A 22,089-nucleotide genomic window follows, 5' to 3' on the forward strand; every position below is an offset into this window, starting at 1 on the left:
CACCCCCCGGGGGTGGTCGCCGCCCCGGCCGCCCCCCGCGGCGGGACCGGCACCGCCCGGTTCGTCCTCAAGAAGGTCGTCGAAGCGCTCGTCAGCGTCCTGCTGGTGATCGTGCTGTTCTTCTTCCTGTTCCGGATGCTGCCCGGCGACCCGGTCGCCACGATGATCCGCGACCGGCCCACCGACCCGAAGCAGATCGCGGAACTGCGGGAACGCCTCGGCGTCGACCGGCCCGTGTTCCAGCAGTTCGGCGACTACCTCTGGAAGCTGCTGCACGGCGACTTCGGCACGTCCTACCTGGAGCAGCGCCCGGTCGCCGACATGATCGGCGAACGCCTCTGGCCGACCATCCTGCTGGTCGGCAGCGCGACCGTGCTCGCCGTCGCGCTCGGGCTGTGGCTCGGCACGCGCGCGGCCTGGCGCCGCGACAGCGCGTTCGACCGCACCCAGACCGGCATCGCGCTGACGCTCTGGTCGGTCCCGCAGTTCTGGCTCGGCCTGATCCTGCTGGTCGCGACCAACGGCCTGTTCCCCAGCCGCGGCATGCACTCCCCGGACGCCGCGCCCGACGTCTTCTCCCAGACCCTCGACGTGCTGCACCACCTGGTGCTGCCGTGCGTGACGCTGCTGGCCGTGTTCTACGCCCAGTACATGCTGATCATGCGCTCGTCGCTGCTGGGGGAGATGAACGCCGACTACCTGACCACCGCGCGCGCCAAGGGGCTGAAGGACGACCTCGTCCGCCGCCGCCACGCCGTCCCGAACGCGCTGCTGCCCACCACCACGCTGGTGTTCATGCAGTTCGGCATGGTCGTCTCGGGCGCGGTGTCGGTCGAGGCGGTGTTCAGCTGGCCCGGCCTCGGCCAGCTGACCTACCAGGCCCTGCACGGCCCGGACCTGCCGGTGCTGCAAGGGGTCTTCGTCGTCCTCGCCACCGCCGTCGTGCTGATGAACCTGCTCGCGGAACTGCTCTACCGCGTGCTCGACCCGAGGGTGCGCACCTCATGACGACCACCGAGACGATCGAATCGCCGCGGACGATCGCCTGGCGCCGCCGCCGGCAGGCCGTGGCCCGCACCTGGAGCGAGTTCGCCACCCAGAAGGGCGCGCTCACCGGGCTGATCCTGCTCGCCATCACCGTCGTCATGGCGCTGCTGCTGCCGCTCATCAGCGACGAGAGCGGCCTCGACGTCACCAAGGCGAACGGCGGCGCCCTGCACCCGCCGAGCGGCCAGTACTGGCTCGGCACCGACATCGACGGCCGGTCCGTGCTGCTCATGACGCTCTGGGGCACCCGGATCTCGCTGCTCGTCGGGTTCTCCGCGACCGTCCTGTCCGTGCTGATCGGCACGCTCATCGGCATCACCGCCGCCCACTTCGGCGGCTGGACCTCGACGATCCTGCTGCGGTTCACCGACTTCTTCCTGGTGCTCCCGTCGCTGGTGCTGGCCATCGCGCTCTCGGCCGTGCTCCCGCAGGGCACCACCACGGTCATCGTCGCGATCGGCCTGACGGCGTGGCCCACCACCGCGCGGCTGGTCCGCGCCCAGACGCTGACCATCGAAAGCCGGCCCTACATCGAACGCGCCCGGGCCCTGGGCGGGGGACACCGGCACGTCGTGGGCAAGCACGTCCTGCCCGGGGTGCTGCCGCTCGTGCTGGCCAACACCACCCTGGTCGTCGGCAACGCCGTCATCGCCGACGCCACCCTGGCCTTCCTCGGCGTCGGTGACCCGAACGCCGTCTCCTGGGGCGCGATGCTCGAGACCGCCCTCAACAACGGCGCCGTCACCCGCGGCGCCTGGTGGAACCTGCTCCCGCCGGGCATCGCCATCGTGCTCGTCGTGCTCTGCTTCACCCTGGTCGGCCGGGGACTGGAGACCGTGCTCAACCCGAGGTTGAAGAAGTGACCCCGCTGCTGCAGCTCAAAGATCTCACCGTCACCTACGAGACGGCCGGCGGCGACATCCCCGCCGTGCGCGGGGTCGACCTCACCCTCGACCCCGGCGGCACGCTCGGCGTCGCGGGGGAGTCCGGCTCCGGCAAGTCCACCGTCGCGATGAGCGTGCTGCGGCTGCTGCCGCGTACCGCGAAGATCAGCGGCGAGATCCTCCTCGACGGCGAAGACGTCACCGAGATGAAGTGGGGACGGCTGCGCGCGGTCCGCTGGGCCGAGGCGTCGGTGGTGTTCCAGGGCGCCATGCACGCGCTCAACCCGGTCCGGAAGATCGGCGAGCAGATCGCCGAGCCGATCCGGCTGCACCCGCCGGAGGGCAAGACCCCCACCGACGCCGAGGTCGACGCCCGCGTCGCCGAACTGCTCGCCCAGGTCGACCTGCCCCCGGGCCGCGCCGGCGCCTACCCACACGAGCTGTCCGGCGGGCAGAAGCAGCGCGTGATGATCGCGATGGCCCTGGCCTGCTCGCCCCGGCTGATCATCGCCGACGAGCCGACCACCGCCCTCGACGTCATCGTCCAGGCCCAGGTCCTCGCCCTGCTTTCGCGCCTGGTCGCCGAGCAGGACATCGGGCTGATCATGATCAGCCACGACCTGTCCGTGCTCGCCGCCACCTGCGAGCGCATCGCCGTGATGTACGACGGCGAGATCGTCGAGGAACGGCCCAGCGCCGAACTGATGTCCGACCCGCGGCACCCGCACAGCCAGGCGCTGGCCGCGGCGTTCCCGACCGTCGGCGACCCGGTGTCCCGGTTCGCCCCGGCCACCAGCACCCCGCTGCCGCCGGAACCGGCGTCCCGCGGCGCCGGCACCGAGCCCCTGCTGGAGGCGGAGAACCTGCGGGTGTCCTTCCGCGACCGCACCGGCAAGCGGATCGACGCGGTCGCCGGCGTCGACCTCACGGTGTCGCGCGACGAGATCGTCGCGCTGGTCGGCCAGTCCGGCTCCGGCAAGACGACACTCGCCCGCACCCTGCTCGGCCTGCAGAAACCCGACTCCGGCGTGGTCCGCTACGCCGGGAAGCCGGTCCCGTCCGGCGGCGCCGGGCTCAAGGCCTACCGCCGCCAGGTCCAGCTGGTGCTGCAGGACCCGACCAGCGCGCTCAACCCGGCCCACACCGTCTACGAGGCCGTCGCCGAAGGTCCCCGGATCCACGGCCTGGCCGATGAGCGCGGCGTCGTCCACCGGGCGCTGGAGGCGGCGGAGCTGCGGCCCGCGGAGAAGTACGCCGACCGGCTCCCGCACGAGCTGTCCGGTGGCCAGCGCCAGCGCGTCGTGATCGCCGGGGCCCTGGCCCTGGAGCCGTCCGTGCTGGTGGCCGACGAGCCGGTCGCCTCGCTCGACGCGTCCGTCCGCGGCGAAATCCTCGGCCTCCTGCTGCGCCTGCGGCGGGAACTCGGCCTGGCCGGGCTGGTGATCACCCACGACCTCGGGCTGGCCTGGAACATCGCCGACCGCGTCGCCGTGATGTACCGCGGTGAGCTCGTCGAAACCGGGACCGTCGAACAGGTCCTGCTCGACCCGCACCACGAGTACACGAAATCCCTGCTGGCCGCCCTTCCCGGCGGTACGGCGGCCGGGAAACCCGGCACTGCGGAAAGGTCACCCAGGCCGGTTGTGTAACCTCCGAACGGAAATGGCGACCACCACCGACCCCGCGCAGACGTCCTCGACCGGACTGGCCGAGCGACTCCTCGTGCCCTCGCGATTCCCGTACCGCACGATCGCGATGGGCACGGTCGGCAGCACGCTGCTCATGCTCGCCGCCTTCGGCGCCGGCGGCATCCTGATCAAGGACCCCGTGCTCGGCCACGGCCCGCTCTCGTGGATCCGCTACGGCCACGGGCGCATGCTGGCCAACGCCGTCCTCTACACCGGCTTCGGCCTCGTGGTGTGGGCCTGGGTCCGGCTCGGCCGCTACGTGCTGCAGGGCCGGGTGAGCAGCCGCCCCGTCCTGGTCGCCGCCGGCTGCTGGATGGCGCCGCTGCTCATCTCGCCGCCGCTGTTCACCCGCGACGTCTTCTCCTACCTCGGCCAGGGCGCCCAGCTGCTCTACGGCCTCGACCCGTACGCCAACGGGCCCGCCGAGCTCGACGTCCTGCCGAACGTGGTGCAGAACGTCCACCCGCTCTGGCAGACCACCCCGGCGCCGTACGGGCCGCTGTTCCTGCTGATCTCCAAGGGTGTCGTCGCCGTCTCCGGCGACAACATGATCCTCGGCGTCATCCTGATGCGCCTGGTCCTGCTGGCCGGCCTGGCCGGCACGCTGTGGGCGCTGCCCCGGCTGGTCAAGCACCTCGGCGGCAAGCTCCCGGTCGCGCTGTGGCTCGCGGTGGCCAGCCCGATGATGGTCATCCACCTCTTCGGCGGCCCGCACAACGACCTGATGATGCTCGCGTTCCTCACCATCGGCGTCCTCGCCGCCCTGGAACGCAAGCACGTCGTCGCGGTCGTCCTGGTCACGATCGGCATGCTGATCAAGCCGACCGCGGCCATCGCGCTGCCGTTCATCGTCTGGATGTGGGCCAACCACATGGCCGGCGAGTCGAAGGTCCGCAACTTCCTGCGCGCCGGCGCCGCCTCGGTCGGGCTGTTCCTGCCGGTCTTCGTCGCGGGCACGTGGATCTCGCTGGGCTCGCTCAACCTCGGCTGGTGGTCCGGCCTCAAGGCCCCGCAGCTCATCGCGAACTGGCTGAACATCCCCACCGGCATCGGCGAGGTCTTCTACAACCTCGTCCACCTGATCGTCGACGTCCAGGTCTCGCCGTTCGTCACGGTCGCCCGCGCGGCCGGCATGCTCCTGCTGATCGGCTTCGGCGTCCGCCAGTGGTGGCTCGCCCGCGACGGCGGCAACGAGGCCGTCTACCGCGCCGGGATCTCGCTGCTGGCCGTCGCGATCCTCATGCCGCCGACCCTGCCGTGGTACCTCACCTGGGGTTTCGTGCTGCTGTCGGCGTTCAAGTGGCAGCCGCGGCACCTCGCGATGGTGGTGGCGGTCGTGGTGTTCGTGACGCTGGTCTACTACCCGACGGGCGAGCAGGCCCTCTACGACTGGTGGTTCATCGCCCTGGTCGTCGTGGCCAGCCTCTACTCGGCGGCGTCGCTGCTGCGCCCGGACCCGCTCGGTCTCATCGACGCGTGGCGCCGCCCGGAGAAGTTCCTCCGCGACTGACGGACCTTCAACGGATCAGGAACCGGTCCAGCCCCGCCAGGTGTGCACCAGCGTCGAGACCACCGCGTGCTCCGGCGGCCGCTCCGCGTACTGGTCGTACTTCGCCACCAGCCACGACACCGGCTCCTCGCGGTCCGCGTCGGACAGGACCCTCGCCACGCCGTCCGCACGGGCCCACCACAGGCGCGACCAGTCCTCGTCGTAGCCGTCGGTCAGGAAGCACACCGCCGGGTTCTCCGCGATGTTCGCCAGCCGCCTCAACGCCAGGGAAGACTTCGGTTTGTGGTCCACGGCGAACACCACCTGGTCGCCGTGGACCGCGAACGTCACCGGCACGAGGTGCGGCACCCCGGAAGCCGACGCCGTCGCCAGCCGGGCCACTCGCGCGGCGGCGAAGCGGGAGCGCGCCTCCGCGGAAGACAGCCTCATGTCAGCACGGGGGAGTCGAACGTCAACGTCCCCAGTTCCGTGTCGAGGGTGACCGGCACACCGAGCGGCAACGTCGGTGACGACGCCACGTGACCGAACCCGAACTCGCCCAGCATCGGTACTCCGAGTGGCCCCAGCCGCTCCAGCAGCAGCGCCTCGACGTCCTCCGGTGCGCCACACGCCGCCCACGAACCCAGCACGATGCCGCGCACACCCTCGAACCAGCCGCTGCGCAGCAGCTGTGTCAGCATCCGGTCCAGCCGGTAGACGCTCTCGGTGACGTCCTCCAGCAGCACCACCGCGTCCCGCGCCGACCCGTGCTCCGGCGTGCCGATCCCGCCCGCCAGCAACGACAGGTTCCCGCCGGCGAGCGTGCCCGATGCCCGGCCGGGCACCAACGGCGACGCCGCCGCGCCCCGCACCACCAGGTTCCGTTCCGGCTCGAACAGCGTCCGCCGCAGGTGCTCCACCGCGAAGTCGTCGAACAGCACGCTCGCCGGCATCGGGGAGAACAAAGTGGACAGTCCCAAGTGGACGTCCACGGCCCGGTGCAACGCCGTGATGTCGCTCGACCCGGCCAGCACCTTCGGTCCCGCCTCGCGCAACGCCGCCCAGTCGACCAGGTCCAGCATCCGCTGCACGCCGTACCCGCCGCGCGCGGCCAGCACGCACCGCACCCCCGGGTCGCACCACGCATCGGTGAACTCCGCCGCCCGCTCGGCGTCCGAACCGGACAGGTACGGCGGCGACCCCGCCGAAGCGCGCACACACGGCCCGATCCGCAGCTCGACACCCCAGCCGCGCAGGACCGGGATCGCCTTCTCAAGCAGATCGGCGGGCACCGGACCGGCCGGCGCCACCAGGGCGACCGTGTCGCCCGCCCGCAACCGCGGCGGCCTCATCGCGCCAGCTCCAGCCGCGCCACACCCGGCGCCTCGAACCCGAAAACCTGACCGTAGAAGGACAATTCGGCCTCCATCGCCGCGACGATCGTCTCCGCGCGGCGGAACCCGTGCTGCTCTCCGGGGAACCGCTGGTAGGCGTACGGGATCCCGCGCCCGGCCAGCCCGGCCACGAACCGGTCGGCCTGCTCCGGCGGGCAGATCCGGTCCTCCAGGCCCTGCTGGAGCAGCACCGGCCCGGCCAGCGCCCCGGCGTTCGCCAGTGGCGACCGGTCGACGTACCGCTGCCGGTGCGCGGGCAGTTCACCGACCAGCCCCTCCAGGTACCGCGACTCGAAGTCGTGCGTCTCGCCGCCGTCGCCGGTCCACCCGGCGAGATCGAGGATCGGGTACTGCACCGTGCCCGCGCGGTAGGTCGTCGTCGTGGTCAGCGACGCCGCCGCGGTGAACCCGCCGGCGCTGCCGCCCCGCACCGCCAGCCGCTCGCCGTCGGCCAGCCCGGCCGCCACCAGCGCCTCGGCCACCGCGACGCAGTCGGCGACGTCGACCACGCCCCACTGCCCGCGCAGCCGCTCCCGGTACGCGCGGCCGAACCCGGTCGACCCGCCGTAGTTGACCGCCGCGACGGCGAACCCGCGGCTGGTGAAGTACGCCAGCTCCAGGTCCAGCACCGGCGGGTGCTGGCCGGTCGGCCCGCCGTGGACGTGCACCAGCAGCGGCGGCAGCTCCCCCTCGGGCGCGGCGAACTCCGGGTTGGACGGCGGGTAGAGCACCACCGGCACCGTCTCGCCGCCGGTCGTCGTGAACACCCGCTCGTCCGGCACCGGCACGTGCGACACGGCCAGCTCCGGCTGCTCGGTCAGGTCGGTCAGCAGGTCGGCGCCGATCGCGTAGTGCACGACCGCGGCCTCACGGATCGGCCCCACCGCGACCCCGGCGACCCCTCCGTCGTGCGCGGCGAACCCTGTGCTCGACCACGCCGTCAGCTGGTGCGCCACGGTCGTCACCGAGCCGTCCGCCTCGTCGAGCACCGCCAGCCGCCCCGACACCAGCACCGCGTGCCGCCCGCCGCCCAGCGGGACGAACCAGCGCGCGCCCACCTTCCACAGCGGCCCGCCCAGCTCCTGCTCCACGGGCGCGAGGTTCGTCAGCGTCCCGTCGAGCCCGACCCGGTGCAGGTTCCACCAGCCGTCCGGGTCCAGCAGCGCCAGCAGCGTGTCCGCCGACTCCCACTCGACCTGGCAGACGGACACGTCCGGGCCACCCGCGACGACCCGGTGCGGCCCGAAGGTCCCGTCGTCGAGCACGGGAGCGACGCACAGCTCGGTGCCGTCCCACGGCATCGCCGGGTGGTCCCAGCCGAACCAGGCGGCGTGCCGCCCGTCCGGGGACAGCTTCGGCACGGTCAGGAAGTGGTGGCTCGCGCCCAGCACCCGCTCGGCGCCGTCGGCCACCGCGATCGCGACCAGCTCGCGTTCGATGTCGGCCGGGCGCTCGCCGACACTGCGTTCCCGGACCGCCCACACCTCGCCGGGCAACCCGGGACGCAGGTCGCCGTAGCGGACGCCCTGGGGTTGCGCGGGCTCCGGAGTGAGCGCCACCACACCTTCGGGCCGCTGGGCGTACACCCGCTGGTCGGCCCAGTGCGTGAACACCACCACACCGCCGGCGACGGCCCACGGCCGCCCGCCGTACTCGTGCAGCCGGTTGCGGACGTTCCACGGCGCCGGGAGCACGTCCTCGGTCCCCCCACCCGGGAGGGCCCGTACCAGCGCCACGCGACCCTGCTCACCTGGCCTTGCTTCGGCCCACCACACCTCGTCCCCGACGACGTCGAGCCACTGCGGGCCGCCGCCGGCGGCGGCCACGTCGGCGGCGGTGATGGGCGAGGACCAGGTTCCGTACGGCGAGATCCGAGACACCCCCAGAGGCTAGCGGCCCGCGAAGGTGGGGCGGCGGATGCCGATCATGCGCCGGTGGCCTAGGGTCGTTGGTGCTATGTCTCGCGTAATCCACGTCTTCCGCCAGCCGGATCGCTTCGTCGCCGGCACCGTCGGCGAGCCCGGCGACCGCACCTTCTACCTCCAAGCCTCGGAGGACGTGCGGACGATCAGTGTCACCATCGAAAAACAGCAGGTCGTCGTCCTCGCGGAACGGCTGGGCTCGCTGCTCGAGGAGGTCGCCAGCCGCTTCGGCGCCGACGTCCCCGAAGACGCGCCCGACGACCTCGTCGACCTGGAGCCGCTCACGGTGCCGGTCGAGGAGGAGTTCCGCGTCGGCACCATGGGCCTCGGCTGGGACGCCGACAGCAGCGCCGTCGTCATCGAGCTGCTCGCCATCACCGAGGGCGAAGTCGACGAGACGGTCGTGCTGGACGACACCGACGAGGGCCCGGACGCCGTCCGCGTCTTCCTCACCCCGGCCGCCGCGCGGGCCTTCGCCGAGCGCGCCGACCGCGTCGTCAACGCCGGCCGCAAGCCCTGCCCGCTGTGCGGCGAGCCGCTCGACCCGGCCGGGCACATCTGCCCCCGGCAGAACGGCTACCGGCGCGACACCGACGCGAGCGAAGACTGACCATGGCCGACACGCCGGCGGAACAGCCGGACCCGGCCGACCCGGCGTCCCGCGAGCTCGTCACCCACGGCCGCATCGACGTCGAAGGCCGGCTGGTCGACGCCTCCAACGTCACGCTGTTCTGCGCCATCGAGCTCGACGGCGTCACCGGCACCGTCGTGTACAAGCCGGTGTCGGGGGAGCGGCCGCTGTGGGACTTCCCCGACGGCACGCTCGCCGGCCGTGAGGTCGCCACCGCGATCGTCGCCGAGGCCAGCGGCATCGGCTCGATCCCGCCGACCGTGCTGCGCGACGGCCCGTTCGGCCCCGGCATGGTCCAGCTCTGGATCGAGACCACCGAGGACGACCTGGTCGACGTCCGCGCGCCCGAAGAAGTCCCCGAAGACTGGCGGGTCGTGCTGCACGCCCACGACCGCGTCGGCGAGCCCGCGGTGCTGGCCCACGCCGACCACTCCGGGCTGCGCGATCTCGCCGTGCTCGACATCGTCGTCAACAACACCGACCGCAAGGGCGGGCACCTGCTGGCCGGCGTCGACGGCCACGTCTACGGCGTCGACCACGGCATCTGCCTGCACACCGACCCCAAGCTGCGGACCGTGCTCTGGGGCTGGATCGGCGAGCCGGTGCCGCCGGACACCGTCGAGAAGCTCCGGAAACTGCGCTCGGAACTCGACGGCGGCCTCGGCACCACGCTGGCCGAGCACATCACCAAGTTCGAGATCCGGGCGCTGGCCGAGCGCACCGACCTGCTGCTGGCCGAAGGGATCTTCCCCGAGCCCGGCGACGACTGGCGCGCGATCCCCTGGCCGCTGTTCTGATGCGGCCCGACGAGGTCATCGACGACGACACCCGCGCGCGGCTGCTCGACCGGTTCGGCCCCATCGCCGGGCCGTGGTGCGACGAGCTGCCCGCTCTGGTCGAGCGGCTCACCGCCGCCTGGGGCCTCGAGATCCGCGAAGCCCGCCCGGGCAACACCGGCCGCACGCTGCTGTGCACCGGCCCCGGCGGCGACCTTCAGGTGCTGAAGCTGACCCCGGACAAGGAGGTCGCCCAGTCCGAGGCGACCGCCCTGCAGACCTGGGCCGGGTGCCCGCGTGTGGTCAACGTGCTCGACGTCGACTTCGAAGCCCACGCGATCCTGCTCGAAGGCCTGGTCCCCGGCACCCAGCTGACCGGCCGCGACGTGCCGTGGGCCGAAATCGGCGACCTGATCAACCAGCTGCACAGCGTCGAGCCGCTGGGCCCGTTCGGCAAGCTGGCCGACGGGATCGACTTCATCTTCAAGCTGTCCGAACGCCGACGCGCGGAATCGGCGGCCGCGCAGTACCTGACCGCGGAGCTGCTGGACAAGGGCCGCGAGCGCGCCATGGAGCTCGCCACCAGCGGCCCGGTCGCGCTGCTGCACGGCGACCTGCACCCGGCCAACGTCCTCGACGCGGGACCCGGCCGCGGGGTCGTCGCCATCGACCCGCGGGCCGGCTTCGGCGACCCGGCGCTCGACGCCGTCGACTGGATGTTCGTCCCGATGCGGGCCGGCGGCACCGTCGAAGACGGCATCAAGGCACTGGCCCCGCACGTGGCGGACTTCGACGCCGAGCGCGTCCGCGCCTGGTGCGTCGCGATGGCCCCGCTGGTCGCGCTCTCGCCGTTGCGCCGCGGCGAGCGCACGCCGTTCACCGACGCCGTCCTGGAACTGGCCCGCTGACCGGCGTGGCGTCACCCACCGGAGTCACTCCGGCCACTACCTTCGCTGGTCGTGCGCTCCCACTCCTATGACGACGTGCTCGCCGGCCGACGCCGCAAGAAGGTGCCGGAAGTCCCCGCCGACCCCGGCCTGGTCGTCGAAGACCCGGCCAGCGGCTACTGCGGCGCGGTGGTGAAGATCGAGTACGGCAACGTCGTGCTCGAGGACGCCAAGGGCCGCCACCGCGTGTTCCCCCTCGAACCCGCCGGGTTCCTGCTGGAGGGCAAGCCGGTGACGCTCGTGCCGGTCAAGACGGTGAAGGCGCCGGTCAAGCAGGTGTCGGCGTCCGGCTCGGTCAAGGTACAGGGCCTGCAGGCGCGGGTCGCCCGCGATTCCCGGATCTGGGTCGAGGGCAAGCACGACGCCGAGCTGGTCGAACGCGTCTGGGGCCACGACCTGCGCGTCGAAGGCGTCGTCGTGGAACCCCTCGACGGGGTGGACGTGCTTTCCGACCGGGTCGCCGAGTTCGGCACCGGCCCCGGACGGCGCCTCGGTGTACTGGTCGACCACCTCGTCCCCGGCAGCAAGGAGTCGCGGCTCGTCGAGGCCGTCCACGACGAGAACGTGCTGGTCACCGGGCATCCCTACATCGACGTCTGGGAGGCCGTACGGCCCGAGGCGGTCGGCATCAGGGCGTGGCCGAAGATCCCGCGCGGCACCGAGTGGAAGCAGGGAATCTGCGACGCGCTCGGCTGGGGGCAACCTTTCGAAGGCTGGCAACGTGTCTTGAGCGGGGTGAGCAGTTTCCGCGACCTCGAGACCCCGCTCATCGGGGCCGTGGAGCGGCTCATCGACTTCGTCACGGAGCCGGCGGAAGAGGGCTGAATGTCTGATTTGTCCAAGGTCACGCGTGGGTTACGTCCCGTCACTCCGCCGGTGCCAACCGGCGCGATCTGAGAGCATGAAGCCATGGCATGGGCACTGGTCTGGTTGATCGTCGGCATCGCCCTGATGATCGCCGAAGTCCTCTCCGGCGACTTCGTGCTGATCATGCTCGGTATCGCCGCGTTGTTCGGCGCGGGCGCCGACGCGCTCACCGGAAACCTGTTGATCGACGTCGTCGTGTTCGCCGTGACCTCGGTCGGGATGCTCGCGCTGGTCCGGCCCGCGCTGAAGCGCCGGTTCCTCGCCGGCTCCGGCCACCGCACCGGTATCGACGCGCTCATCGGCGCCCGCGCCGTCGTGGTGTCCACAGTGGATTTCGAGACGGGGCAGGTGAAGCTCGCCGGGGACGTCTGGTCCGCGCGCAGCATTTCCGAACAGCACGAGCCCATCGCACCCGGGACCGCGGTCACCGTGGTCGAGATCGCCGGGGCCACCGCCGTCGTGTCGGCCGAGCTGTGAGCCTCGGCCTGGTGCGCGTGCCCGAAGGCCGGGCCGCGGTGATCGAGCGCCTCGGGCGGTTCCGCACCGTGCTCGGCCCCGGCCGGCACTTCGTGACCCCGTTCGCCGACAGCGTCCGGGCCCGCGTCGACCTCGGCGACCAGATCCTGTCCTGTCCGCCGCGAGCCGTCGAAGCGGGTGACGGGCACGAGGTCCTCGTCGGGTTCGAGGTCACTTTTGCCGTCACGGACCCGCGGCTGGCCACCTACGAAATCGGCAACCCGGCCATCGCGATCGAACAGCTGGCCCTGACCGCGCTGCGGCGGGACGTCGGCCTGACGACCGCCGAGCGCGCCGTCGCCGCACCGGAGGACCTGCACCGTACAGTGTGGACGGTCCTGCACGACACCACCGGACGCTGGGGAATCACCACCAAGGAGCTCGAGCTCACGGTGAACCCGCCCGCAGCGCCCGAAACGCCGTCAACCGCGCAAGAATGGTACTAGGTAAGGAGAAGGTCTCTTGGGGACAGCAGCGCTCATAGCCGTCATCGCGGTGGTCCTGTTCGTGATCATCGTGGTGGCCAAGGCGATCATGGTCGTGCCGCAGGCGCAGTCGGCCGTGATCGAGCGGCTGGGCCGGTTCCGCACGGTGGCGTCGCCGGGCCTCACCTTCCTGGTTCCGTTCCTGGACAAGGTGCGGGCCCGGATCGACCTGCGCGAGCAGGTCGTCTCGTTCCCGCCGCAGCCCGTCATCACCGAGGACAACCTGACGGTCTCGATCGACACCGTCGTGTACTTCCAGGTCACCGACTCGCGTGCCGCGGTCTACGAGATCTCGAACTACATCGTCGGTGTCGAGCAGCTGACCACCACCACGCTCCGCAACGTGGTCGGCGGCATGAGCCTCGAGCAGACGCTGACCTCGCGCGACTCGATCAACACCCAGCTGCGCGGCGTGCTCGACGAGGCGACCGGCCGCTGGGGCATCCGCGTCGGCCGCGTCGAGCTCAAGGCGATCGACCCGCCGCCCTCCATCCAGGACTCGATGGAGAAGCAGATGCGCGCCGACCGGGAAAAGCGCGCCATGATCCTCACCGCGGAAGGTCAGCGGGAATCCGCGATCAAGACCGCGGAAGGCCAGAAGCAGAGCCAGATCCTCTCGGCCGAAGGTGCCCGCCAGGCCACCATCCTCGCCGCCGAGGCCGAGCGGCAGTCGCGCATCCTGCGGGCGCAGGGTGAACGCGCCGCGCGGTACCTGCAGGCGCAGGGCCAGGCGAAGGCGATCGAGAAGGTGTTCGCCGCGATCAAGGCCGGCCGCCCGACGCCGGAGGTGCTGGCCTACCAGTACCTGCAGACGCTCCCGCAGATGGCGCAGGGCGACGCGAACAAGGTCTGGATGATCCCGAGCGACTACGGCAAGGCCCTCGAAGGCTTCGCCCGTGCGCTGGGTGCCCCGGGCGACGACGGCGTCTTCCGCTACGAGCCGGCGAAGGACGACGACGTCCCGGCCAAGCCCGACCTCGAGGACGAAGAGGTCGCCGACTGGTTCGAGACGAAGAGCGACCCGAAGGTCGCCGAGGCCGTCGCGGCCGCGGAAGCCGTGGCCCGCCAGGAGGTCCCGGCGCTCGGGGTGCCGAGCGGCGCCCCGCCGGCGCGGCCGCAGATCCCGCGCCCGTCGCAGCAACAGCAGCAGCCGGCCCCGGAGATCGAGGCGGACGAGGACCGCGGCACCGAGATCGCGCCCGCACCGCCGAAGCAGCCTTCGACGCCGCCGGCCGGCCTGCCCCAGCCGCAGTCGCCGCTGCAGTCCCAGCAGCCGCCGCAGGGGGGCTCGTACCAGCAGGGCCCGCCGCCGCAGACCCCGCCGCCGGGCCAGTACGGCGGACCGCAGAACCCGGGCAGCGGGCCGTTCCCGCAGCAGCCCCCGTTCGGCGGCCCCCAGGGCCCGCGCCGCTGACGCAGTGGTCCGTGAAGGCCACATTGAGGGACTCGGAGTCCCTCAATGTGGCCTTCACGGCGTTTCAGGCGCGGCGGTAGACGCTCGCGTCGTCGATGTCGGCGTGGGAGCGGTCCTTCAGCCAGATCACGCAGAACACCGAGACGATCGCCGACAGCACGATGTAGCCCGAGATCGAGTACGGTGTGCCGGTCTGGTGCAGCAGCCACGTCGCCAGCAGCGGCGCCGGGCCGCCCGCGAACACCGACGCCAGCTGGTAACCCAGGCCCGCGCCGCCGTAGCGCAGGTGCGTCGGGAAGCTCTCGCCGATGAGCGCGGCCTGCGGCCCGTACTGCAGCGCGTGCGGGATGAACGACACCACCACGATCACGAACACCAGCGCGTGCCCGCCGCCGGTCAGGATCGCGAAGTAGGGGAACGCGATCAGCCCGGTGAGCACCACCCCGGTCAGGTACACCTTCTTGCGGCCGTACCGGTCGGACAGCTGCGAGAACAACGGGATCATCAGCAGCTCCAGCGCAGCGCCGACGAGCACCGCGTTGAGCACGAACGTCTTGCTGAAATCGTGCCGCGCCACGACGTAGATCAGCACGTAGCTGGTGAACAGGTAGAACGGCATCTGCTCGCTGAACCGCACGCCGGAGGAGAGCAGGATTTCGCGCCAGTGCTGGCGGATCGCGTCGAGCACCGGGGTCTTCGCGGTCTCGCCCTTCTCGACGAGCTTCGCGAACATCGGCGTCTCGAGGATCTTCAGCCGGATCACCAGGCCGATCGCGACCAGGATCAGGCTCGCCAGGAACGGCAGCCGCCAGCCCCAGGAGTCGAACGCCTCGGGGGAGAGCGTCGCCGAGAGCAGCGTCATGCCGCCGGTGCCGAGCACCAGCCCGACCGGCACGCCGATCTGCGCGAAACTGCCGAGCAGCCCGCGCTTCTTCTGGTCGCCCCACTCCATCGCGAGCAGCACCGAGCCGCTCCACTCACCGCCGATCGCGATGCCCTGGACCAGCCGCAGCAGCACCAGGATCAGCGGCGCCGCGAATCCGATCGCCGACGTCCCGGGCAGCAGGCCGACCACACCGGAGGAGACGCCCATCAGCAGCAGCGTGACGATCAGCGTCGTCTTGCGGCCGATCCGGTCACCCCAGTGTCCGAAGATCGCGGCACCGACCGGGCGGGCCGCGAACCCGACCGCGTAGGTCGCGAAGGACTGCATCGCCCCGGCGTACGCGCTCGACGCCGGGAAGAACAGGTGCGGGAAGACCAACGCCGCGGCGGTGTTGTAGAGGAAGAAGTCGTACCACTCGATGGTCGTGCCGATCGCGCTCGCCAGCGCCGCACGCCGTACCTGCACCCGTCCCGATTTGCTGTCCGGCTCCACCTTGTGAGTGATTTCATTGTCTCCGAGGACCATCTCGCAACACCTCCGGTGACCGACGTCACACGACAGTGTGACGGTTCTCGACGGTTTCGGCGATCGATGGCCCGGAAGTTGTTCACTCCGTGAAGTACCGACGTGCCGCCGGCGGGGCCCACAGCAGGACCACGACGGCGACCTGCACGGCGCCCACGAGCGGGATGACGACGTGGAACATCGGCGACGACGACCACGAGAAGACGCTGAACACCACCGACAGCAGCTGGGAGACGGTCGTCAGCCGCCGGGTCCACGGCCTGCCGCCCGCGAGCTTCCACGCGAGCAGCAGGCAGACGACCAGCAGGACGCCGTGGAAGACCGCGCCCGACGTCACCGCGATGGCGGCGGACCGCGCGACCTCGTCGGCGCCGAAGTCCGGGTGCTGGGCCGCGATCTCGTCGCGCAGCGCGTCCTGGCGGGCCCACAGCACCACCGCCACGACGACATGACTGAGCGCCACCAGGACCAGCAGCCCCCGTGCCCACCGGACAGGCGCGATCACGGCGTGCTCCGGCGCCGGCGGGGAACCGGTCGTGACCGCGGTGGCTCGCCCCGACGGGCCCACGCTTCGTTCAAGCGGGTGATCAGCAGCCGCGCGGTGGCGACGTCCTCCTCCGGCCAGTCGGCGACGACTTCGGCGAAGACCGCCGCGCCCGCTTCGACGGCCGCGTCGATTTCGGCGCGGCCGGAGTCGGTCTGCCGGACGAGGAACGTGCGCTGGTCGTCCGGGTCGGGCTCGACCACGACCCGGCCGGACTGTTCGAGGGCGGTCAGGTGGCGGCTGGTGGCGGACGCGGTGAGCCCGAGTTCGGCCGCGATCGTGCCCGGCCGCAGCGGGCCCCGGGCGGCGATCGTGCCCAGGATCCGCAGCCGGGTCAGGTCGAGCTGCCGGGAGATCCGGCGGTGCCCCTGGTCGATGAGATCCATGACGGCCCGCGCCAGCTCGGCACGTTCATTTCGTTGCGGCATGAAACGAGCCTACCCGACTTAAAATTGCCGAATCTGCATGTTTGCAGATTCGGCAAGTTTCTGTACCGTGGAGCCATGGACCTCGACCACGGCGGGCTGCGCGAGCGCAAGAAGCAGGAGACCCGCGTCGCGCTGAGCTGGGCGGCCATCCGGCTGACCGTCGAACGCGGGCTCGACAACGTCCGGGTCGAGGACATCGCCGCCGAAGCCGGGGTCTCCACCCGGACCTTCAGCAACTACTTCGGCAGCAAGGGCGAGGCCATCGCGGCTCGCCAGTACGACCGGTCTCGGGCGATCGCGGCGGCCCTGCGTGAGCGCCCGGCCGGGGAACCGCTCTGGGAAGCCATCACCCACGCCGTGTTGTCCGGCTTCGCCCTCGGTGAGTCCGTCGGCGGGCACGCCCCGGACCAGACCTGGCTCGAAGGCGTACGGCTGATGGTCGCGGAACCCGCGCTGCAGGGGGAGATGCACAAAGCGCTGACCGCGGGGGAGGCCGAGTTCGCCCTCGCCGTCGCCGAACGCACCGGGACCGACGCGGCCACGGACGTCTACCCGCAACTGGTGGCGGCCGTGATCGGCGCCGCCCACCACGTCGTGATCCAGCAGTGGCTCGGCACCGAGCCGCCGCCGTCGATGGAAGCCCTCCTGCGGGACGTGTTCGGCCGGCTCGCCGCCGGCCTGCCCGAACCGCGCTGACCTTTTCGCACCACCTGGGGCGCCCGGCACCCGCCGGGCGGGTTCGTCGTGCCCTTTTCCTTTCCGACAAGGAGTTTGCCATGGAAGACGTCGTCATCGCCGGAGCCGGCCCCAACGGCCTCATGCTCGCCTGCGAGCTGGCCCTCGCCGGAGTCCGCCCGGTCGTCCTGGAGCAGCTGCCCGAACCGAGCGCGGTGCCCCGCGCCAACGGGCTCGTCGGCCAGGTCGTGCGCCTGCTCGACCGCCGTGGCCTGCACGAGCGGCTGGCCGGCCCGATCGGCCCGCCCACGCCCGCCTTCGTGTTCGGCGCGATGCGGCTCGACCTCACGCTCGCCGAGCCCAACCCGCTGAACATCCTCCCGGTCCCGCAGCGGCAGATCGAAGCCGTGCTCGGCGGGCGCGCCGCCGAACTCGGCGTCGAGGTCCGCCGGGGCCACGCGCTGACGGGCTTCGCTCAGGACGACCGGAAGGTCACCCTCGAGGTCGCCGGGCCGGACGGGCCGTACGAGCTGACCGCGCGGTACGTCGTCGGAGCGGACGGCGGCAAGAGCGTCACCCGCAAGCTCGCCGGCATCGGGTTCCCCGGCGTCACCGAGGACCGCACGATCTCCTACAGCGCGAGCGCCACCGTGCCCGCGGAGCTGATCGACGCTGAAACCGGCGGCCTGCGGGTGCCGGGCCACGGCGTGATCCCGCCGCTGTTCCACTACCGCACCGAACACGGCCTCTTCGTCTACGCGACGCTCGCCACCGGCACCGGCGTCACCACCATCGAGTGGGCCGACGACGAGGACGACGACCGCCCGGTGACATTCGACGAGGTCCGCGCGAGCGTCCGGCGGGTCCTCGGCTTCGACCTGCCGATCGGCCCGCCCGAAGGCGACGGCCCGCACCTGCTGCGCCGGCTGAAGGGCCGCAACACCCGGCTCGCCGACCGGTTCCGCGACGGCCGCGTGCTGCTGGTCGGCGACGCGGCGCACGTCCACTCGGCGATCGGCGGGCCCGGGCTCAACCTCGGCTTGCAGGACGCCGCCGGTCTCGGCTGGAAACTCGCCGCCGAGGTCCAGGGCTGGGCTCCGGTCGGCCTGCTCGACACCTACGAGGCCGAACGCCGCCCGGTCGCCGAACGCGTCGTCATGCACACCCAGGCGCAGTCCGCTCTCATCGCGCCGGGCCGTGAGGTCACGGCGCTGCGGCAGCTGTTCGGTGAGCTGCTGCGGCAGCCGAGCACCGTCCAGCACATCGCGGATCTGATGTCCGGCGCCGACGTCCGTTACGAGCCGGCCACCAGTCACCCGCTCGACGGCCGGTGGGCTCCGGATCTGGTGCTGGACAACGGAGTCCGGCTCGCCGAGCTGACCAGGACGGCCCGGCCGCTGCTGCTGGACCTGACCCCGGCGGCCTCGCTCGGCGACGAGCTGCGAGGCTGGACCGACCGCGTCGACGTCGTCACCGGGAAGGCCGCTCCGGACGCGACCGCGATGCTGATCCGGCCCGACGGGTACGTGGCCTGGGCGACGAGCGCGGTGGAGCCCGGCGACGCCGATCGCAAGGCGCTGCGCTCGGCTTCGGAGCGGTGGTTCGGCACCCCCGTTGACATGTAGGAGATATCCTACGTATTGTCGGCCGCATGACGATCACCCACGTGCAGTTCCTGACCCTGCCCGTCGCCGACCACGCCCGCGCACGGGATTTCTACGTCGGGAAACTCGGCTTCGAGGCGCTCGTCGACCGGCGCACGCCCGAGGGCGGCCACTTCGTGATGGTGGCCCCCAAGGGCGCGCGGACCGGCCTGGTGCTCACCGACCAGCAGGTCACCGGGATCGAGGCCGGGCCGCGGCACTTCCAGCTGCAGACCACCGACCTCGACGCGGACGTCGCCGCGCTGCGGGCGGCCGGGGTCGAGGTTGCCGAGCCGGAGGAGCGGCCGTGGGGCCGGGCCACGTCGCTGCGGGACCTCGACGGCCACGGCATCGGCCTGCTCGAGGCGTCCGACTTCGGCAACTGGCCGCGCTAGTGCCGGTCAACGACGACGTCTTCGCCGCGCTGGCCAGCCCCGCGCGCCGGGAGGTGCTGCGGCTGCTGCTCGACGGCCCGATGGCCGCGGGCGCGATCGCCGAGCGGTTCGCGATGGCCCGCCCCAGCCTCTCGGAACACCTTCGGGTGCTTCGGGAAGCGGGCCTGGTCGACGAACAGCGGCAGGGCCGCAACCGCGTCTACCGTCTGGAAGCCGCTCCGCTCGAAGAGGTCGCGGACTGGCTCACCCCGTACGAACGCTTCTGGCGGAGCAAGCTCGCCAACCTGCGTGACCTGCTCGACGAGGAAGAGGACCTGTGACCGACGACGACCCGACGGCGATCCACGTCGACCAGTTCCTCGCCCACCCGGCCCGCAAGGTGTGGCGCGCGCTCACCGAGCCGGACCTGCTGGAGCGCTGGATCGACATGCCCAACGACATCAAACCCGTGGTGGGCCACCGGTTCGAGCTGCTGGCCGAGCCGGTGCCCGCGGCCGGGTTCGCCGGCGGCCCGGTGGAGTGCGAGGTCCTGGAGGTCGAGCCGGAACGCAAGCTCAGCATCCGCTGGGGTCCGCAGTGGACGGTCACCTGGCGGCTCGAGCCCGAAGGCACCGGCACCCGGCTCTTCCTCAGCCACGAGGGCTTCGACCCCGACGACGAGTTCCAGCGGATGTCGCGGCGGATCATGGGCGGCGGCTGGCGCTCCCACGTGCCGCGGGCCCTCGCCCGGCTGCTGGACACGCTGCCCGGGTAAGCACGGCTACCATCGGGTGGTGACCCCCGCCGCCGCTGATCCCCACGCGTCGAAGCCGCTGCGCGCGGACGCCCGGCGCAACCGGGCGCGCGTGCTGGACGCCGCCGAGACCGTGTTCGCCACCAAGGGCACCGGCGCGCCGACCGAAGAGGTCGCCCGCGCGGCCGGCGTCGGCATCGGCACCGTCTTCCGGCACTTCCCGACGAAGGAAGCCCTCCTCGAAGCCGTGCTCTACAACCGGCTGCAGCGGTTCGTCGACGAGGCCGAAACCGTCGTCGCGGCGGACTCCGCCGACCCGGGTGGCGCTTTCTTCACGTTCCTGACCAGCTGGATCGAGATGTCCAGCGCGAAGAACGCCTACTTCGAAGCGCTCACCGCGGCCGGGGTCACCGTGCCGAAGGCGGAGTCCGGCATCGGCGCCCGGCTGATCGAGTCGCTGGGTGTGCTGCTCTCGCGGGCGCAGGGCGCCGGCGCGGTCCGCGACGACCTCGTCGTCGGCGAGCTGATCACGGTGATCATCGGCACCGCGCGGGCCGCCGAGTACGCCGGCCCGGACGCGCGCCTGCGCGACCGGGCCGTGGCGATCCTCTTCGACGGGCTGCGCCCGCGCGCGTCAGCGGGGGAGAGCCGCTGAGCCGACCGGCTCCAGCGCCGGCCGCTTCGCGGTCATGGTGTCCCCGGACGACTCGCCGCGCAGGCGCCGCCGCACCCACGGCACGGCGTGCTCCTGCGCCCAGCGCAGGTTCTGGCTGCGCCGCTCGGCCGGGCTGAGCACTTCGCGCGGGCCCAGCTCGGCCGCGGTGAGCTGGTGCGGTACGTCGAGGACGTCCAGCACCGCCATGGCGACCTCGGTGTGGCCGGAAGCGTTGAGGTGCAAGCGGTCCGGGGCCCAGCGCCGCCGGTCGCGCAGCTGCCGCATGGCCCACATGTCCACCAGCAGCGCACCGTGGCGGGCCGCGATGCCGCGGACGTTCTCGTTGTAGATCGCGACCCGGCCGCGGATGGTGCGGAACAGCGGGTCCTCGACGCCGTCGACCCCGGTGAACAGCACGAGCCGGGCCCCGGTCGCGCGGATCCGGGCGACGGCGGCTTCGTAGGCGTCGGTCAGCGCGTCGACGTCGACCTTGGGCCGCATCAGGTCGTTGCCGCCCGCGTAGAGCGTCACGAGGTCGGGCTCCATCGCCAAGGCCGGCTCGAGCTGCTCGGCGAGCACCTGCCCCATCAGCTTCCCGCGGATGGCCAGATTGGCGTACCGGAAGCCCGGCTCGTGGGCCGCGAGCTCCTCGGCGACGCGGTCGGCCCAGCCGCGCACCCCGTTCGGAGCGGCCGGATCGTCGTCCCCGACGCCCTCGGTGAACGAGTCCCCCAGTGCCACTAAGCGCTTGCTCATGTGATCCAGTCTAAGCAGCGACGCCGATCACCCGAGACCCGGTTCCGCCCGTCGCGGAATCCCTGGCTCGGCGTCCGCGCGAGCCGGTACACGGGAAGCATGACGGCTTACGACGCGATCGCCGAGTGGTACGAGACGTCCTTCCTGGCCGGGCAGCGCGAAGATCCCCTCGCCATCCGGCCTGCCGTGCGAGAGCTGCTCGGGCCGGGCGACGGGCCCTGCCTGGAGGTGGGCTGCGGGACCGGCGTCCACTCGGAGTTGATCCGGTCCCTCGGCTGGACCCCGCTCGGGGTCGACGTCTCCGAAGGCATGCTGCGGTACGCGTCCGGCCGGTTGCCGGTCGTGCGGGGTGACGCCGGGGCTCTGCCGTTCGCGTCCGGGTCGCTGCCCGCCGGCGTGGCGGTCATGGTGCACACCGACATGCCCGCGTACCCGGCCGTGCTCCGCGAAGTCGCCCGCGTCCTGGCGCCCCGGCGGGGTGTTCGTGCACGTCGGCGTGCACCCGTGCTTCTGCGGCGGGTTCGCCGACCGCTCCGACGAACGCGCCGTCGTGATCCGGCCCGGGTACCGGGAGGCCGGCTGGACGACGGCGTCGTGGACCGACCAGGGCCTGCGCGACAAGGTCGGCGCCGCGCACCTGCCGCTGCCCGAACTGCTGCACGCGGTCCTCGACGCGGGCCTGACGTTCGAGCGGTTCGCCGAGGGCGGCGAGCCCAGCCCGATGGTCCTCGCCTGGCGAGCGGAAAAGTCTCCGGCCGGATGACGACCTCGAAGTCGTGGCCCATCCGG

General features: G+C 72.0%; 25 protein-coding genes and 1 pseudogene. 19 read left to right on the forward strand and 7 right to left on the reverse strand.

Features of this window, described 5'->3' with window-relative positions:
• The first annotated feature begins 12 nt into the window (after window positions 1-12).
• From ACGFMK_RS34520 to mptB, 4 genes are read left to right on the forward strand one after another with little or no spacing between them, the layout of a single operon-like run.
• A complete protein-coding gene (locus ACGFMK_RS34520; RefSeq protein ID WP_392772483.1) occupies window positions 13-1,008 on the forward strand; it encodes an ABC transporter permease in 996 nt (331 codons plus the stop codon).
• Complete coding sequence (locus ACGFMK_RS34525) at window positions 1,005-1,910, forward strand: ABC transporter permease (RefSeq protein WP_392772320.1); 906 nt, start codon at window positions 1,005-1,007, stop codon at window positions 1,908-1,910. Before ACGFMK_RS34520 ends, ACGFMK_RS34525 begins: the two co-directional genes overlap by 4 nt.
• Complete coding sequence (locus tag ACGFMK_RS34530) at window positions 1,907-3,580, forward strand: ABC transporter ATP-binding protein (RefSeq protein WP_392772323.1); 1,674 nt, start codon at window positions 1,907-1,909, stop codon at window positions 3,578-3,580. Before ACGFMK_RS34525 ends, ACGFMK_RS34530 begins: the two co-directional genes overlap by 4 nt.
• 13 nt (window positions 3,581-3,593) lie before the next feature.
• Window positions 3,594-5,129: a polyprenol phosphomannose-dependent alpha 1,6 mannosyltransferase MptB gene (gene mptB / locus ACGFMK_RS34535; protein ID WP_392772325.1), complete on the forward strand. Its 1,536-nt coding sequence runs from the start codon at window positions 3,594-3,596 to the stop codon at window positions 5,127-5,129.
• A gap of 15 nt (window positions 5,130-5,144) precedes the next feature.
• Here mptB and ACGFMK_RS34540 read toward each other — a convergent pair whose 3' ends face one another.
• The 3 genes from ACGFMK_RS34540 to ACGFMK_RS34550 are packed head-to-tail and all read right to left on the reverse strand — an operon-like array spanning window position 5,145 to window position 8,382.
• Window positions 5,145-5,558: a TIGR03668 family PPOX class F420-dependent oxidoreductase gene (locus ACGFMK_RS34540; RefSeq protein ID WP_392772327.1), complete on the reverse strand. Its 414-nt coding sequence runs from the start codon at window positions 5,556-5,558 to the stop codon at window positions 5,145-5,147.
• A complete protein-coding gene (locus ACGFMK_RS34545; RefSeq protein WP_392772329.1) occupies window positions 5,555-6,460 on the reverse strand; it encodes an LD-carboxypeptidase in 906 nt (301 codons plus the stop codon). The genes ACGFMK_RS34540 and ACGFMK_RS34545 overlap by 4 nt, the downstream gene beginning before the upstream one ends.
• On the reverse strand, window positions 6,457-8,382 hold the full coding sequence (locus tag ACGFMK_RS34550) for a prolyl oligopeptidase family serine peptidase (protein WP_392772331.1): 1,926 nt from the start codon (window positions 8,380-8,382) through the stop codon (window positions 6,457-6,459). Before ACGFMK_RS34550 ends, ACGFMK_RS34545 begins: the two co-directional genes overlap by 4 nt.
• Window positions 8,383-8,458: 76 nt before the next feature.
• On the opposite strand from ACGFMK_RS34550, the gene ACGFMK_RS34555 reads away from it, so the two are divergent.
• The 7 genes from ACGFMK_RS34555 to ACGFMK_RS34585 all read left to right on the forward strand — a co-directional run bounded on the left by ACGFMK_RS34555 (window position 8,459) and on the right by ACGFMK_RS34585 (window position 14,060).
• Window positions 8,459-9,034: a DUF3090 domain-containing protein gene (locus ACGFMK_RS34555; RefSeq protein ID WP_392772333.1), complete on the forward strand. Its 576-nt coding sequence runs from the start codon at window positions 8,459-8,461 to the stop codon at window positions 9,032-9,034.
• A 2-nt stretch (window positions 9,035-9,036) separates the two neighbouring features.
• Window positions 9,037-9,852, forward strand: coding sequence for an SCO1664 family protein (locus tag ACGFMK_RS34560; protein ID WP_392772334.1), 816 nt, complete (start codon window positions 9,037-9,039; stop codon window positions 9,850-9,852).
• Window positions 9,852-10,739 (forward strand): aminoglycoside phosphotransferase family protein, encoded by an 888-nt coding sequence (locus tag ACGFMK_RS34565; RefSeq protein ID WP_392772336.1) that lies wholly within the window; start codon window positions 9,852-9,854, stop codon window positions 10,737-10,739. The genes ACGFMK_RS34560 and ACGFMK_RS34565 overlap by 1 nt, the downstream gene beginning before the upstream one ends.
• 51 nt (window positions 10,740-10,790) lie before the next feature.
• Complete coding sequence (locus ACGFMK_RS34570) at window positions 10,791-11,603, forward strand: DUF3097 domain-containing protein (protein ID WP_392772338.1); 813 nt, start codon at window positions 10,791-10,793, stop codon at window positions 11,601-11,603.
• An 84-nt stretch (window positions 11,604-11,687) separates the two neighbouring features.
• Window positions 11,688-12,122: an NfeD family protein gene (locus tag ACGFMK_RS34575; protein WP_392772340.1), complete on the forward strand. Its 435-nt coding sequence runs from the start codon at window positions 11,688-11,690 to the stop codon at window positions 12,120-12,122.
• An 11-nt stretch (window positions 12,123-12,133) separates the two neighbouring features.
• Entirely contained in the window at window positions 12,134-12,607 is a 474-nt protein-coding gene (locus tag ACGFMK_RS34580) for an SPFH domain-containing protein (RefSeq protein WP_392772342.1), read from the forward strand.
• Window positions 12,608-12,695: 88 nt separating this feature from the next.
• Window positions 12,696-14,060 carry an SPFH domain-containing protein gene (locus tag ACGFMK_RS34585; protein WP_392772486.1) on the forward strand — a complete coding sequence of 455 codons (1,365 nt, stop codon included), beginning with the start codon at window positions 12,696-12,698 and terminating at the stop codon, window positions 14,058-14,060.
• A gap of 64 nt (window positions 14,061-14,124) precedes the next feature.
• Here ACGFMK_RS34585 and ACGFMK_RS34590 read toward each other — a convergent pair whose 3' ends face one another.
• The 3 genes from ACGFMK_RS34590 to ACGFMK_RS34600 form a co-directional block, all read right to left on the reverse strand.
• On the reverse strand, window positions 14,125-15,471 hold the full coding sequence (locus ACGFMK_RS34590) for an MFS transporter (protein ID WP_392772345.1): 1,347 nt from the start codon (window positions 15,469-15,471) through the stop codon (window positions 14,125-14,127).
• An 82-nt stretch (window positions 15,472-15,553) separates the two neighbouring features.
• Window positions 15,554-15,976, reverse strand: a complete 423-nt coding sequence (locus ACGFMK_RS34595) for a hypothetical protein (RefSeq protein WP_392772348.1) — start codon at window positions 15,974-15,976, stop codon at window positions 15,554-15,556.
• Complete coding sequence (locus ACGFMK_RS34600; RefSeq protein ID WP_392772350.1) at window positions 15,973-16,443, reverse strand: MarR family winged helix-turn-helix transcriptional regulator; 471 nt, start codon at window positions 16,441-16,443, stop codon at window positions 15,973-15,975. The genes ACGFMK_RS34595 and ACGFMK_RS34600 overlap by 4 nt, the downstream gene beginning before the upstream one ends.
• A gap of 75 nt (window positions 16,444-16,518) precedes the next feature.
• Here ACGFMK_RS34600 and ACGFMK_RS34605 point away from each other — a divergent pair, with 75 nt between their 5' ends.
• The 6 genes from ACGFMK_RS34605 to ACGFMK_RS34630 all read left to right on the forward strand — a co-directional run bounded on the left by ACGFMK_RS34605 (window position 16,519) and on the right by ACGFMK_RS34630 (window position 20,544).
• On the forward strand, window positions 16,519-17,139 hold the full coding sequence (locus ACGFMK_RS34605) for a TetR family transcriptional regulator (protein WP_392772353.1): 621 nt from the start codon (window positions 16,519-16,521) through the stop codon (window positions 17,137-17,139).
• A gap of 80 nt (window positions 17,140-17,219) precedes the next feature.
• Window positions 17,220-18,743, forward strand: coding sequence for an FAD-dependent monooxygenase (locus tag ACGFMK_RS34610; protein WP_392772356.1), 1,524 nt, complete (start codon window positions 17,220-17,222; stop codon window positions 18,741-18,743).
• Window positions 18,744-18,769: 26 nt separating this feature from the next.
• Window positions 18,770-19,156, forward strand: a complete 387-nt coding sequence (locus tag ACGFMK_RS34615; RefSeq protein ID WP_392772359.1) for a VOC family protein — start codon at window positions 18,770-18,772, stop codon at window positions 19,154-19,156.
• Window positions 19,156-19,476: a metalloregulator ArsR/SmtB family transcription factor gene (locus ACGFMK_RS34620; protein WP_323328049.1), complete on the forward strand. Its 321-nt coding sequence runs from the start codon at window positions 19,156-19,158 to the stop codon at window positions 19,474-19,476. Before ACGFMK_RS34615 ends, ACGFMK_RS34620 begins: the two co-directional genes overlap by 1 nt.
• The gene (locus ACGFMK_RS34625; RefSeq protein ID WP_392772362.1) at window positions 19,473-19,910 is read left to right on the forward strand and encodes an SRPBCC domain-containing protein; all 438 of its coding nucleotides are present in this window, start codon (window positions 19,473-19,475) and stop codon (window positions 19,908-19,910) included. The genes ACGFMK_RS34620 and ACGFMK_RS34625 overlap by 4 nt, the downstream gene beginning before the upstream one ends.
• A gap of 19 nt (window positions 19,911-19,929) precedes the next feature.
• Complete coding sequence (locus ACGFMK_RS34630; RefSeq protein ID WP_392772365.1) at window positions 19,930-20,544, forward strand: TetR/AcrR family transcriptional regulator; 615 nt, start codon at window positions 19,930-19,932, stop codon at window positions 20,542-20,544.
• Here ACGFMK_RS34630 and ACGFMK_RS34635 read toward each other — a convergent pair.
• On the reverse strand, window positions 20,524-21,300 hold the full coding sequence (locus ACGFMK_RS34635; RefSeq protein WP_392772368.1) for an SGNH/GDSL hydrolase family protein: 777 nt from the start codon (window positions 21,298-21,300) through the stop codon (window positions 20,524-20,526). The two genes, ACGFMK_RS34630 and ACGFMK_RS34635, sit on opposite strands and share 21 nt — an antisense overlap.
• A 99-nt stretch (window positions 21,301-21,399) precedes the next feature.
• On the opposite strand from ACGFMK_RS34635, the pseudogene ACGFMK_RS34640 reads away from it, so the two are divergent.
• Together ACGFMK_RS34640 and ACGFMK_RS34645 are read left to right on the forward strand one after the other, a co-directional pair.
• A pseudogene (locus ACGFMK_RS34640) lies at window positions 21,400-21,711 on the forward strand (class I SAM-dependent methyltransferase); the annotation flags it as partial.
• 73 nt (window positions 21,712-21,784) lie between these two features.
• Entirely contained in the window at window positions 21,785-22,063 is a 279-nt protein-coding gene (locus tag ACGFMK_RS34645; protein WP_392772492.1) for a hypothetical protein, read from the forward strand.
• The last annotated feature ends 26 nt before the right edge of the window (window positions 22,064-22,089 follow it).

The sequence above is a fragment of the Amycolatopsis sp. NPDC049252 genome, assembly GCF_043197175.1.
Classification (GTDB): Bacteria; Actinomycetota; Actinomycetes; order Mycobacteriales; family Pseudonocardiaceae; genus Amycolatopsis.

Excerpts from the sequence above, each read along its gene's own strand:
- ACGFMK_RS34525 (WP_392772320.1), top strand. The coding sequence starts at position 1,005 with ATGACGACCACCGAGACGATCGAATCGCCGCGGACGATCGCCTGGCGC.
- mptB (WP_392772325.1), top strand. The coding sequence starts at position 3,594 with ATGGCGACCACCACCGACCCCGCGCAGACGTCCTCGACCGGACTGGCC.
- ACGFMK_RS34540 (WP_392772327.1), bottom strand. The coding sequence starts at position 5,558 with ATGAGGCTGTCTTCCGCGGAGGCGCGCTCCCGCTTCGCCGCCGCGCGA.
- ACGFMK_RS34545 (WP_392772329.1), bottom strand. The coding sequence starts at position 6,460 with ATGAGGCCGCCGCGGTTGCGGGCGGGCGACACGGTCGCCCTGGTGGCG.
- ACGFMK_RS34555 (WP_392772333.1), top strand. The coding sequence starts at position 8,459 with ATGTCTCGCGTAATCCACGTCTTCCGCCAGCCGGATCGCTTCGTCGCC.
- ACGFMK_RS34560 (WP_392772334.1), top strand. The coding sequence starts at position 9,037 with ATGGCCGACACGCCGGCGGAACAGCCGGACCCGGCCGACCCGGCGTCC.
- ACGFMK_RS34565 (WP_392772336.1), top strand. The coding sequence starts at position 9,852 with ATGCGGCCCGACGAGGTCATCGACGACGACACCCGCGCGCGGCTGCTC.
- ACGFMK_RS34575 (WP_392772340.1), top strand. The coding sequence starts at position 11,688 with ATGGCATGGGCACTGGTCTGGTTGATCGTCGGCATCGCCCTGATGATC.
- ACGFMK_RS34585 (WP_392772486.1), top strand. The coding sequence starts at position 12,696 with ATGGTCGTGCCGCAGGCGCAGTCGGCCGTGATCGAGCGGCTGGGCCGG.
- ACGFMK_RS34590 (WP_392772345.1), bottom strand. The coding sequence starts at position 15,471 with ATGGTCCTCGGAGACAATGAAATCACTCACAAGGTGGAGCCGGACAGC.
- ACGFMK_RS34600 (WP_392772350.1), bottom strand. The coding sequence starts at position 16,443 with ATGCCGCAACGAAATGAACGTGCCGAGCTGGCGCGGGCCGTCATGGAT.
- ACGFMK_RS34605 (WP_392772353.1), top strand. The coding sequence starts at position 16,519 with ATGGACCTCGACCACGGCGGGCTGCGCGAGCGCAAGAAGCAGGAGACC.
- ACGFMK_RS34610 (WP_392772356.1), top strand. The coding sequence starts at position 17,220 with ATGGAAGACGTCGTCATCGCCGGAGCCGGCCCCAACGGCCTCATGCTC.
- ACGFMK_RS34615 (WP_392772359.1), top strand. The coding sequence starts at position 18,770 with ATGACGATCACCCACGTGCAGTTCCTGACCCTGCCCGTCGCCGACCAC.
- ACGFMK_RS34635 (WP_392772368.1), bottom strand. The coding sequence starts at position 21,300 with ATGAGCAAGCGCTTAGTGGCACTGGGGGACTCGTTCACCGAGGGCGTC.